Source organism: Dactylosporangium sp. NPDC000521, assembly GCF_042898305.1.
Lineage (GTDB): Bacteria > Actinomycetota > Actinomycetes > Mycobacteriales > Micromonosporaceae > Dactylosporangium.
The window spans coordinates 996042-1006841 of sequence record NZ_JBIAYW010000001.1 but is presented as its reverse complement, the minus strand read 5'-3'; the positions used below and the strand labels follow the sequence as shown (position 1 = coordinate 1006841).

The 10800-nt window shown below is 72.8% G+C and carries 11 protein-coding genes and 1 pseudogene; 11 read left to right on the top strand and 1 reads right to left on the bottom strand.

From position 1 onward, the window contains the following. Positions 1 to 123: 123 nt before the first annotated feature. The 8 genes from ACFY3L_RS04820 (at position 124) to eda (ending at position 8550) form a co-directional block, all read left to right on the top strand. A complete protein-coding gene (locus ACFY3L_RS04820) occupies positions 124 to 891 on the top strand; it encodes a DeoR/GlpR family DNA-binding transcription regulator (protein ID WP_389318739.1) in 768 nt (255 codons plus the stop codon). 72 nt (positions 892 to 963) lie between these two features. Then, the gene (locus tag ACFY3L_RS04815) at positions 964 to 2031 is read left to right on the top strand and encodes a sugar ABC transporter substrate-binding protein (protein ID WP_389318737.1); all 1068 of its coding nucleotides are present in this window, start codon (positions 964 to 966) and stop codon (positions 2029 to 2031) included. 28 nt (positions 2032 to 2059) lie between these two features. Next, entirely contained in the window at positions 2060 to 3601 is a 1542-nt protein-coding gene (locus tag ACFY3L_RS04810; RefSeq protein WP_389318735.1) for a sugar ABC transporter ATP-binding protein, read from the top strand. A gap of 2 nt (positions 3602 to 3603) precedes the next feature. Next, on the top strand, positions 3604 to 4644 hold the full coding sequence (locus ACFY3L_RS04805) for an ABC transporter permease (RefSeq protein WP_389318733.1): 1041 nt from the start codon (positions 3604 to 3606) through the stop codon (positions 4642 to 4644). A 30-nt stretch (positions 4645 to 4674) separates the two neighbouring features. Beyond that, positions 4675 to 5661, top strand: coding sequence for a sugar phosphate isomerase/epimerase family protein (locus ACFY3L_RS04800; protein WP_389318731.1), 987 nt, complete (start codon positions 4675 to 4677; stop codon positions 5659 to 5661). Next, positions 5661 to 6620, top strand: a complete 960-nt coding sequence (locus ACFY3L_RS04795) for a 1-phosphofructokinase family hexose kinase (protein WP_389318729.1) — start codon at positions 5661 to 5663, stop codon at positions 6618 to 6620. Before ACFY3L_RS04800 ends, ACFY3L_RS04795 begins: the two co-directional genes overlap by 1 nt. Beyond that, on the top strand, positions 6617 to 7930 hold the full coding sequence (locus ACFY3L_RS04790; RefSeq protein ID WP_389318727.1) for an L-fuculokinase: 1314 nt from the start codon (positions 6617 to 6619) through the stop codon (positions 7928 to 7930). The genes ACFY3L_RS04795 and ACFY3L_RS04790 overlap by 4 nt, the downstream gene beginning before the upstream one ends. Continuing rightward, positions 7927 to 8550, top strand: coding sequence for a bifunctional 4-hydroxy-2-oxoglutarate aldolase/2-dehydro-3-deoxy-phosphogluconate aldolase (gene eda, locus ACFY3L_RS04785; protein WP_389318725.1), 624 nt, complete (start codon positions 7927 to 7929; stop codon positions 8548 to 8550). The genes ACFY3L_RS04790 and eda overlap by 4 nt, the downstream gene beginning before the upstream one ends. Positions 8551 to 8598: 48 nt before the next feature. On the opposite strand, the gene ACFY3L_RS04780 is transcribed toward eda, so the two are convergent. Then, entirely contained in the window at positions 8599 to 9252 is a 654-nt protein-coding gene (locus ACFY3L_RS04780; protein WP_389318723.1) for a peptidoglycan recognition family protein, read from the bottom strand. Between the two features lie 212 nt (positions 9253 to 9464). On the opposite strand from ACFY3L_RS04780, the gene ACFY3L_RS04775 reads away from it, so the two are divergent. From ACFY3L_RS04775 to ACFY3L_RS04765, 3 genes and pseudogenes are all read left to right on the top strand, one after another. After that, positions 9465 to 10184 carry a lysozyme gene (locus tag ACFY3L_RS04775; protein WP_389318721.1) on the top strand — a complete coding sequence of 240 codons (720 nt, stop codon included), beginning with the start codon at positions 9465 to 9467 and terminating at the stop codon, positions 10182 to 10184. Between the two features lie 44 nt (positions 10185 to 10228). Continuing rightward, positions 10229 to 10318: pseudogene (locus tag ACFY3L_RS04770) on the top strand (XRE family transcriptional regulator); the annotation flags it as partial. A gap of 59 nt (positions 10319 to 10377) precedes the next feature. Continuing rightward, positions 10378 to 10728, top strand: a complete 351-nt coding sequence (locus ACFY3L_RS04765; protein WP_389318720.1) for a hypothetical protein — start codon at positions 10378 to 10380, stop codon at positions 10726 to 10728. The last annotated feature ends 72 nt before the right edge of the window (positions 10729 to 10800 follow it).

Here is a 10800-nt window from a genome sequence, read left to right as displayed (position 1 = left end):
ACTTCCGGGCCGGATGTAGTGTGACTCCACAAGTGATGTGGGTTCACCCACAACCCCCACACGGAAGTCCACAGGTCACTCCGTGCGGACGGCAGGTGGACGGCAGGGAAGGGAGGTGGCGCGATGCAGGCAGCCGAGCGCCGGCGCGAGATCACCGAGATCGTCCGCAGCAGCGGGCGCGTGCAGGCAGCCGAGCTGTCGAGCCGCTTCTCGGTCAACGCCGAGACCATCCGCCGCGACCTGTCGGCGCTGGAGGCCGCGGGCGACCTGCGGCGGGTGCACGGCGGCGCCGTGGCCCGCGCGACGCTCGCCGCCGAGGGGCGCGTCTCCAGCCGGATCGCCGAGCGGCGCGACGAGAAGATCGCCATCGCCCGCGCCGCGGCCAAGGAGATCCCGCCCTTCGGCGCCATCTTCATCGAGGCCGGCTCCACCACGGGCCACCTCGCCGCGCTCCTGCCGGACCGCGGTGACCTGCTCATCGTCACCAACGCCCTGCAGATCGCCCTCGCCCTGACCGACCTGGGTCACTCGACGGTGATGACGATCGGCGGCCGGGTGCGCCCGGCGAGCTACGCCGAGGTCGACACCTGGGCCCTGGAGCGTCTGGCCGCGCTGCGCTTCGACGCCGCGTTCGTCGGCGCCAACGCGATCGACCTGGCGTGGGGTCTCTCCACACCCGATCCGGCCGAGGCGGCCGTCAAGGCGGCCATCCTCGCCTCCGCGCAGAAGTCGGTGCTGCTCACCGACAACACCAAGTTCGGCCTCCAGGCCGCCTGCCGCTACGGCGCGATCGAGGACATCGACCTCGTCGTGACCGACAGCGGCCTCAGTCCCGCCGTCGTCGAGGAGATCCGGGCCCTGGGCACCGAGGTCCGCCTCGCCGGCGGCTGAACCACTACCCCCGAAACACCGCATCCCAAGGCCCCGCACGGCCGCATGGAGAACACACCCCTTGGAGGAACGATGAACCTACGCACCGGGATCCGGTCGCTCACGCGCGGCACCGCCGTGCTGGTGGCCGTCGCGATGCTCGCCGCCGCATGCGGTGGCGGCGACGACAGCAAGGCCGCCTCCGGCCCGTCCGACGTCATCAGCGGCCGGCCCGCGCCGACCGATCAGAAGCCCAGCAGCCAGGTCAAGGTGGCGATGATCGGCTTCGCGAACAACCCGTACTGGGTGTCGGTGAAGTCGGGAGCGGACTACGCCAACCGGGTGCTCAGCTCCCGCAACGGCAAGGTCGACTGGATCGTCGCCGGCGACAACATCGACGTGCAGACGGTGTCGAGCGCCATCAAGGGCGCCGACGCGCAGGGGTACAAGGGCATCGGCTTCTTCATCGCCGGCGAGGGCAACTGCGCCGACATCAAGACGCTGTCGGCCAAGGGCGCCAAGCTCGGCGCGTACAACACGCTGTTCGACTGCGTCGGCTCCTCCGGCGGCACGGTCAACTACGCGCAGGAGCAGTACAAGGCCGGCCAGACCGCGGCCAAGGAGATGATCAAGGCGACCGGTGGCAAGGCCGGCAAGGTCGGCGTCATCGTCAGCCAGTTCACCGCCCCGGGCTCCGAGCAGCGCCGTAAGGGCTTCGTCGACGGCCTGCAGGGCTCCAGCCTGACCCTCGTCGGGCAGGGCGTGGAGGCCAAGGACTCCGCCTCCAACACCTTCACGGCCGCGCAGAACTACCTGCAGTCCAACTCGGACCTGGTCGGCATCTACGCCACCGCCGGCGGCCCGTTCGGCGCCGCGCAGGCCGTCGCCGCCGCCAAGAAGCAGGACACGGTCAAGGTCATCGGCTTCGACATCACCACCGAGAACATCGACGCGATCAAGAACGGCTCGATGTACGGCGTGATCGGCCAGGACGCGTTCGGCCAGGGCTACAACGTCGCCATCCAGCTGTACAACGCCGTCGTCACCGGCAAGAACCCGGACCAGGTCGCCCAGGAGGCCGAGGCTCCGTTCGTGACCAAGGACAACCTGGCCCAGCACGACCCGTCCTCCGTGCCGCTGGGCACGCCGGGCGCGTCCTGACCGGCAGCACCTGAAGGTTGTGGCAAGCATGACGAGCACTGAGAAGCCGGCGGCCCTCGCGGTCGCCGGCCTGGCGAAATCGTTCGGCGCCGTCCGGGCCGTGCGCGACGTGTCGCTGGCCTTCCCGGCCGGGCAGGTCACCGGGCTGCTCGGCGAGAACGGCGCGGGCAAGTCCACCCTCATCCGGCTCTGCTCCGGCGAGATGCGCCCCGATCGCGGGCGGCTCACCCTCGCCGGGCAGGAGGTGAGCTTCGGCTCGCCGCTCGAGGCGATCGCCGCCGGCGTCGTCGTCGTGCACCAGGAGCCGCTGCTCATCAGCGAGCTCACCATCGCCGACAACCTGTTCCTCTACGACCTCGGCGAGCGGCCCGCCTACGCGGCCGCCCGCCGGGGCGAGAACGTCGCCCGGGCCCGCGAACTGCTGCACGACCTGGGCATGACCGACTACCTGCCGGACCCCGCGACGCTGTGCCGCGAGCTGTCGGCCGCCTCCCGGCAGATGGTGGACATCGTGCGGGCCCTGTCCCGCCGGCCCAAGGTGCTCTTCCTCGACGAGCCCAACTCCAGCCTCACCCACGAGGAGTCGGAGCGGCTGTTCAGCGTCGTGCGGCGGCTGCGCGCCGACGGCGTGGCGGTGGTGCTGGTCAGCCACCGTCTCGCCGAGGTGTTCTCGATCGTCGACCACGTCATCGTGCTGCGTGACGGCACGTTCGTCGCGGCCGGCGACCCGACCGAGATCAACGAGCAGCGGGCCGTGGCGCTCATGGCCGGCGAGCGCAAGCGGGCCGTGGTCGCCGAGACCGTCGCGGAGCGCCGCGACGCCGTCGCGCACGCCCGGGACGCCGAGGTCGCGCTGGAGCTCGCCAACCTCTCGGGCGAGGGCTTCGCCGACGTGAGCTTCGCGCTGCGCCGCGGCGAGATCCTCGGCATGTCCGGCCTGGTCGGTGCCGGGCGCACCGAGATCGCCGAGGCGGTCATCGGCGCGCGGCGCATCAGCGGCGGCCGGGTCCTGGTCGGCGGCCGCCCGGTCCGCATCTCCGGCCCCGGGCGGGCCCAGAAGCTCGGCATCGCCTACGTCGCCGAAGAGCGGCGCACCGAGGTCTTCCACGCCCAGACGGTCGGCTACAACCTCACCGTCCGCATTCTGTCCACGCTCGGGCCGCTCGGCTTCGTCTCGGCCCGGCGCACCAACGCCGCGGCGCGCGAGCTCACCCGCCGCTTCGGGGTGAAGACGGCCTCCACCGAGGCGCCGATCACCTCGCTGTCCGGCGGCAACCAGCAGAAGGTGCTGCTGGCCCGCGCGCTGGCCGCCAAGCCACGGGTGCTGATCCTCGACGAGCCGACCCGCGGCGTGGACGTCGGCACGAAGGCCGAGATCTACGCGACCCTGCGCGAGCTGGCCCACACCGAGGGCCTCGCCGTGTGGTTCATCTCCTCCGAGCTCGAGGAGGTCGTGGAGCTGGCCGACCGCGTCGTGGTGGTCCGCCAGGGCCGGCTGACCCTCGACGCCCCCAACACCGCAGGACCGCAGCCCATCGTGGCCGCCGCCATGGGATCGACCGAAGGATGAGCATGTCTGCCCCAACCGTCACCGCACCGGCCCCGCCGCGCAGCCGCTCCGCGAAGGACGTCGCGCGCACGGTCTTCAAGCGGCAGGAGACCGGCCTGCTCGGCGTGATCATCCTGCTGGGCTTCGTCGTCAGCCTCATCAACAGCAACTTCCTGCGCACGGACAACCTGTACAACGTCCTGCAGACCGTCGTCGTGGTCGGCGTCATCGCCGTCGGCCAGACGTTCGTGCTCATCGCCAAGGAGATCGACCTGTCGGTCGGCTCCGTGCTGGCGCTGTCCGCGGTCACCGCCGGCTCCGTCTACGGCAGCGGCGCCAACCCGTGGATCGCCATGCTCGCCGGCATCGCCGTCGGCGGCGTCTGCGGCCTGCTCGTCGGCACCGTCGTGGTCATCGGCCGGGTCAGCTCGTTCATCGTGACCCTCGGCATGCTGTCCATCGCCCGCGGCCTCACCCAGCTCGTCACCGGCGGCCTGCCCCAGTCGATGCCTTCCGAGCTGTCGTTCATCGGGCAGGGCCGGGTGTTCGGCGGCGTGCCGGTCAGCGTCATCATCTTCATCGTGCTGGTCCTCCTCGGCCAGCTGCTGCTCACCCGCACCGTCTTCGGCCTGCGGGTCACGGCGATCGGCGACAACGACGCCGCCGCCCGCACCGGCGGCATCCCGGTCGGGCGCACCCGCATCCTCACGTTCGTGCTCATCGGCCTGCTCGCGGGCCTGGCCGGCATCATCTTCTCCACCCAGGTCGGCGTCGCCGAGGCGCAGGCCGGCACGGGCTACGAGCTCGACGTCATCGCCGCCGCGGTCATCGGCGGGGCCAGCCTCTCCGGCGGCCGCGGCTCCATCATCGGCGCGTTCCTCGGCGCCTGCCTGCTCGGCGTCCTGCGCAACGCGTTCATCCTGCTCGCCCTCTCGCCGTTCCTGCAGCAGCTCAGCATCGGCCTGGTCATCGTCCTGGCCGCGCTGTTCGACCAGGGCCGGCAGGGCAACCTGCGCCACCTGAGCCCGGCCGCGCTGCGCCAGCGCTTCCTGTCCGGCCGCTGAGCCGGTTCCGTTCTCGAAAGGACCCTGAACATGAAGCCTCAACCCTTCCGCGTCCACGACCAGCGGGTCGTCAAGGCGTTCGTCGAGGCGCGCCGCTCCCACACCGCCGACGAGCCGCGGCTGAAGTTCGGCTGGAGCAACTGGGGCTTCGGCACCGAGGAGCTCGGGGTGTCGGCGGAGCGGCTGGCGAAGTACGGCGTGCGGTACATCGAGCTGCACGGCAACCTGTACTCCGACGACTTCGGCTACAAGCCCGACGCCACCCTCAAGACCCTCGGCGACCACGGCATCACCGTCTCGGGCATCTGCGGCATGGTCACCCCCGACCAGGAGTTCGCGCACAACAAGCCGCACGTGCGCGCCCGGGCCGTGGAGTACTTCCGCCGGCAGGCCGCCTTCACCCAGGCCGTCGGCGGGACGTACCTGCTCTTCGGCGCGGGCTCGGTCGGGCGCCCGGCCGCGTTCGACTCCTACGAGCTGGAGCGCTCGGCGAGCACCATGCGCCACGTCGCCGACGACTTCGCCCGGGCCGGCATCCGCGGTGCCGTCGAGCCGATCCGGCCCGAGGAGACGAGCGTCGTGCACACCTTCGAGCAGGCGCTGCGGCTGCTCGACCTCGTCGACCACCCGGCGATCTCGCACATCAACGGCGACACCTACCACATGCTCAGCGGCGAGCTGCACATCGGCGCCACGCTGCTCGACCACGGCCACCGGATGCTCAACCTGCACCTGGCCGACACCAACCGGCGCGCCCTCGGCCACGGCCTGCTCGACCTCGACGTCATCATCATGGCGTTGTACGCGATCGGCTACCAGCGCGGCGACAACTACTGCTCGGCCGAGCCGCTCGGCGCCGGTGGCAACCCGTACGCGGCGATGAACCTGCCGCCGCAGGCCGACAAGCTCGACGAGCTCGTCCGGGTCACCGCGGAGACGTTCCGCGAGCGGGAGCAGGAGGTCCTCGGGGCCTCCGACGAGGAACTGTTCGCGCTGTACCAGATCGACGGCGAATAGTGACCGGCTTCACCCTGCACGTGGTCTGCCCCAACCCGGCCCTCGACCGGCTGCAGGTCGTCGAGCACTTCGCGCCGTTCGAGGTCAACCGGGTCGTGGACGTGCGGAGCCTCCCCGGCGGCAAGGGCATGATCGTGTGCCGGGGCGCCCGGCGCCTCGGGGCCACGGTCGCCGCCCACGGCTTCGTCGGCGGCTTCGTCGGCCAGGTCATCCGCCGCGGCTGCGAGGAGATGGGCGTCGCCGACCGGCACATCGAGATCGGCGGCGAGACCCGGGTGACGCCGGTCGTCATCGAGCGGACCACCGGGCGCTCGACGGTGCTCAACGAGCGCGGTCCCCAGGTCACCCGCGGCGAGCAGGACCAGCTCGCCGCGGGCCTGGCCGCCGCGGTCGTGCCGGGCGACGTGGTCGTCTCCACGGGCAGCCTGCCGCCCGGGTGCGCGCCCGACCTGCACGCCGTCGTCGCCCGCGCGGCCCTGAGCCACGGCGCGACGGCCCTCGTCGACGCCCACGGCGACGCCCTCGCCCGGGTCATCGACGACGCCGGCAGCCACGGTACGCGCGACGGCCGGCTGGTGATCAAGCCCAACGCCCACGAGCTGGCCGGCATCCTGGGCCGCGATCTGTCCGACCCGGCCGACCTGCTCGCCGCCGCGCGCGAGCTGCACGCCGCGACCGGCGCCACCATCGTGGTCACCAGCGGCGCCAGCGGCGCCGTCTGGGTCGGCCCCGGCGAGCAGCTCACCGCGGACAGCCCGGCGGTCGACACGGTCAACGCCACCGGCTCCGGGGACTCGTTCCTGGCCGGGCTCGCGGTGGCACTCGGCCGCGGCGAGACGCCGGAAGCGGCCCTGACCCTGGCGGCGGCGATGGGCGCGGCCAATGCGGCCTCGCTCGCCCCGGACGTCGACCCGGACCTGGTCGCCACCCTCCGCGAACGCGTGACGGTCTCCAAATGAGCTTGTTTCTCGGTGTCGACATCGGCACCACCCGGACGAAGGTCGGCTGCTACGACGCCGAAGCCGGACGGCTCATCGCGCTGTACTCGGCGCCGACCGAGGTCAGCGACGACGCGTGGGGCGGGCGGCGCGACGCCGCCCGGCTCACCGCGGCGGTGGCCGGGCTGCTGCGGCAGCTGCTGGACGACCCGGCCGTCCGCCCGCAGGCCGTCGCCGGCATCGGCGTCGGCTCCGTCGGCGAGGAGGTCGTGATGCTCGGCGCCGGCGGCGAGGTCACCGCCCCGGTGCCGGCGTGGTTCGCCGGCCACGGCCGCGAGGCCAAGCCGCACGCGGGCGAGGCCTGGGCCGGCGTCGACGACACGTTCTCCGTCTTCAAGCTGCTCTGGCTGGACCGCGCCGGCCTGCTCGGCGGCGCCCGCACGTTCACCTCCCTCGCCGACTTCGTCGCCCGGGACCTTCTGGCCGACCCGTCCGCGCCGGTGTTCCTCAACGTCTCGCACGCCTCCCGCACCGGCCTGCTCGACGTGCGGGCCGGCAGCCTGGACGAGACGGCCCTGCCCTCCCTCGGCCTGGGTGCCCTGCGCCTGCCCGCCCTCACCGGCAGCGCCACGGTCGTCGGGCACACCTCCGGCGCCGGGGTCCTGCCCCGGGGTGTCGCCGTCGTCACCGGCGGCCACGACCACATGTGCGGGGCATTCGGCTCCGGCGTGCGCAAGCCCGGCGACGTCTACGTCTCGGCGGGCACGTCGGAGGCGCAGGTGCTGCTCGTCGACGCCCTGCCCGAGCGGGTCGACGCCGGGATCGACGTGGGCGTCTTCGTCGCGGGCGGGCTGCGGTACCTGCACCGCGCCACCCCGTCCGGCCGCTTCTACCAGTCGTGGCGGCGGATGCTGTACGCCGAGCAGCCCGACGATGTCATGTGGTCCGAGGTCGACGCGGCCCTGGACGCCGTCGGTCCGGCCGCCATCGACTCGGACGCGCGCACGGTACGCCCGGCCGCCCTGCCGATGGACGTCACCCGGGCCCAGGCGATGGCCAGCCTCCTCAAGGGCCTGGCCGTCGAGGCCGACGCCACCACCACCCGTCTCGGTGCCCTCGGCGGCACCCGGATCGCGGACGTGACCGTCGCGGGTGTCGCCGCCGGCTGGGCTCCCTGGCGCCGGCTGCGTCAGGACGCCACCGCGCGCCGGCTGCGCTTCGTCGCCGAGCCGGAGGCCACCGTCCTCGGCGTGGCCGCCCTGGCCAGGCTCGGCGTCACCGGCGCGGCCGACGTACCCACCCGAATCCTCGCGAAGGACCTCGCCTCATGAGCAGCATTGTCGATGTCGTCGGCGGCAACCGGATCGTCCCCGTGGTCGTGCTGGACGACCCGGCCGCCGCGGAACCCCTGGCCGACGCCCTGGTGGCCGGCGGCCTGCCGATCGCCGAAGTCACGTTCCGCACGGCCGCGGCCGCCGCGGCGATCGCCCGGATGGCGAAGCACGGCGGCGTCACGGTCGGCGCCGGCACGGTCACCACCCCGGCCCAGGTCGACGCGGCCGTGGCGGCGGGCGCCACGTTCGTCGTCTCCCCGGGTCTCAGCGCCGCGGTCGTGAACCGGTGTCGTTTCCACAACGTGCCCGCCCTGCCCGGCGCCACCACGGCGACCGAGATCATGGCGGCGCTGGAGCTGGGCGTCGACGTGCTGAAGTTCTTCCCCGCCGGCACGTCCGGCGGCGCCCGGGCGGTGGCCGCGCTCGCCGCCCCGTTCGCCCAGGTCCGCTTCGTGCCGACGGGCGGGATCGACGCGTCGAACGTGCGTGACTACCTCGGCGTGCCCTCGGTGCTGGCCGTCGGCGGCAGCTGGATGGTGCCCCGCGCGTCGATCGCCGCCGGCGACTTCGCCGCGGTGACCGCCCTCGCCGCGGAGGCCGTGGCCGCCGCGGCGTGACACCGCCTCGATGCCCCCGCCTTCACTCGCGGTCCCGTGGCGACGGGGTCAGAGGCGGGCGGCCACGGCGGAGCGGAGTTCAGGCAGGCGGCCGTGCAGCAGGCCCGGGCACTGGGTGTTGTTGAAGTCCTTGTGGCCGTAGATCTCGGTGGCGGGGATCGCGTACTGGCGGCAGGTGAACGCGCAGAAGGCGATCAGGCTCGACCACAGCGCGGCCGGGGGTTGTTCGGTGAGGTAGGTGCCCTCGTTCTCGATGCCGATGGCCTGGTCGTTCTGGCCGACGCAGTGGGCGCCCTGCACCATGGTCTGGCTGTGCAGCAGCGCGTACAGGCTGCCGTGGCGGCCCTCGGTGAGCCAGCCGCCACGGCTGTTGGTGAAGTGCTGCCCGCTGTCGATCCAGCCGTTGGCGTCCATGTGCAGGTCCTGGATCTCGCGGGAGGCGGCGAAGGCCTGCGCGCGTGAGGTGTCGGCCGAGTTGGCCAGCGCCGTGTGGTGCACGATGATCTTGTTCGGTCGGTGCTGGACGATGGTGAGCGGGCCGGCCGGCGGGCGGGCGCCCCAGGCGCCGCAGCTGTCGATCGACGGCTGGTCGGGCGCTGCCAGCGCCGCACCGGCGGAAGGGTCGGCGACGGTCAGCAGCGCCGCGGCGCCGCCGAGCAGGACGGCGCCGCGCAGGGCGCCGCGACGGGTGAGACGGGCCATGGCAGGAGCCTCCCGAGAGCGTCGGTGCTAACTTACCGGATCCATCGAAGTTTGTAACCTTCCTGCATCGCGGCACATTACACCTGCTCACGGTGCTGCGTCCATCGAAGTTCTTCGCCATAAATTTCGATGGCTGCCTATTGAAAGTTTCCCACCACCGTGAGCTAATCGGCGAAGCTATCTGCCACACCCCCGGAGCAAGGAGGCGCATTGTGTCCAAGAGAGCCCTCGCGGCACTGTCCCTGGCGGCCGCTCTCGTCACCACGGTCCTCACCGGCGGCCCGGCCTCGGCCGCCACCGTCACCTACGGCCAGGACGTCTCGGGCCACCAAGGCAACGTCAACTGGGCGGCGCAGTGGAACGCCGGCTCGCGGTTCGCGTACGTCAAGGCGACCGAGGGCACGTACTACACGAACCCGTACTTCGCCCAGCAGTACAACGGCTCGTACAACATCGGCATGATCCGGGGCGCCTACCACTTCGCGATCCCGAACGGCGGCGGCGGGGCCGCGCAGGCCGACTACTTCGTCGCGCACGGCGGGGGCTGGTCCAAGGACGGCAAGACGCTGCCCGGCGCGCTGGACATCGAGTACAACCCCTACGGCGCGACGTGTTACGGGCTGTCGCAGGCGAGCATGGTGAGCTGGATCCGCGCGTTCCTCAACCAGTACCACACCAGGACCGGCCGCTGGGCGACCATCTACACGACGACCGACTGGTGGGTCACCTGCACCGGCAACTACAGCGGCTTCTGGGCCAACTCCCCGCTGTGGCTCGCCCGATACAGCAGCAGCCCCGGCACCCTGCCCGCCGGCGCGCCGACGTGGTCGTTCTGGCAGTACTCGAGCACCGGCCCGTTCGCCGGCGACTCGAACCAGTGGAACGGCGCCCTCGACCGGCTCAAGGTCCTGGCCTGCAACGGCCCCTGCTGAGCCCGCAACGCACCTGCTGAGGTCGCTGCCCCCGCCCGCGGGACCTGCGGGCGGGGGCACGACGCCACCGGGTCCTGGCCCGCCGCGCCCACTACTCGGCCAGCACGCTCGCCGAGGCGGCGAAGGGCGACCGCCTGCCGTCGCGGGAGGTCACCGTCGCCATTGCCGAGGCGTGCGGCGGCGACCCCGGCGAATGGCTCGCGCGATCGCGCAGACCGCGGAGCGCGTCCACGCCGGCCTCGACCCGGCCGGGCCGGCGGCCGCCCGCCGGATCCTCCTGCGGCTCACCGCGCTCGGCGACGGCACCGAGGACACCCGCCGGCCGATCGTCCGCGCGGAGCTCGACGGCGTCGCCGACCCGGCCGTCACCGCCAGGGTCCTGGCCGAGCTCGCCGACGCCCGCCTGGTCGTCCTCGGCGACGGCACCGTCGAGGTCGCGCACGAGGCCCTGATCCGGGCCTGGCCGCGGCTGCACCGCTGGCTCACCGACGACCGCGCCGCCCTCGTCGCGCACCGGCGGCTCACCGACGCGGCCCACACCTGACGGACCCTCGACGGTGACAGCGGCGCCCTGTGCCGGGGCGCGCAGCTCGCCGCCGCGCAGGGCCTGCCCGGG

Excerpts from the sequence above, each read along its gene's own strand:
- ACFY3L_RS04765 (WP_389318720.1), top strand. The coding sequence starts at position 10,378 with ATGGCTCGCGCGATCGCGCAGACCGCGGAGCGCGTCCACGCCGGCCTC.
- ACFY3L_RS04810 (WP_389318735.1), top strand. The coding sequence starts at position 2,060 with ATGACGAGCACTGAGAAGCCGGCGGCCCTCGCGGTCGCCGGCCTGGCG.
- ACFY3L_RS04800 (WP_389318731.1), top strand. The coding sequence starts at position 4,675 with ATGAAGCCTCAACCCTTCCGCGTCCACGACCAGCGGGTCGTCAAGGCG.
- eda (WP_389318725.1), top strand. The coding sequence starts at position 7,927 with ATGAGCAGCATTGTCGATGTCGTCGGCGGCAACCGGATCGTCCCCGTG.
- ACFY3L_RS04805 (WP_389318733.1), top strand. The coding sequence starts at position 3,604 with ATGTCTGCCCCAACCGTCACCGCACCGGCCCCGCCGCGCAGCCGCTCC.
- ACFY3L_RS04815 (WP_389318737.1), top strand. The coding sequence starts at position 964 with ATGAACCTACGCACCGGGATCCGGTCGCTCACGCGCGGCACCGCCGTG.
- ACFY3L_RS04790 (WP_389318727.1), top strand. The coding sequence starts at position 6,617 with ATGAGCTTGTTTCTCGGTGTCGACATCGGCACCACCCGGACGAAGGTC.
- ACFY3L_RS04820 (WP_389318739.1), top strand. The coding sequence starts at position 124 with ATGCAGGCAGCCGAGCGCCGGCGCGAGATCACCGAGATCGTCCGCAGC.
- ACFY3L_RS04780 (WP_389318723.1), bottom strand. The coding sequence starts at position 9,252 with ATGGCCCGTCTCACCCGTCGCGGCGCCCTGCGCGGCGCCGTCCTGCTC.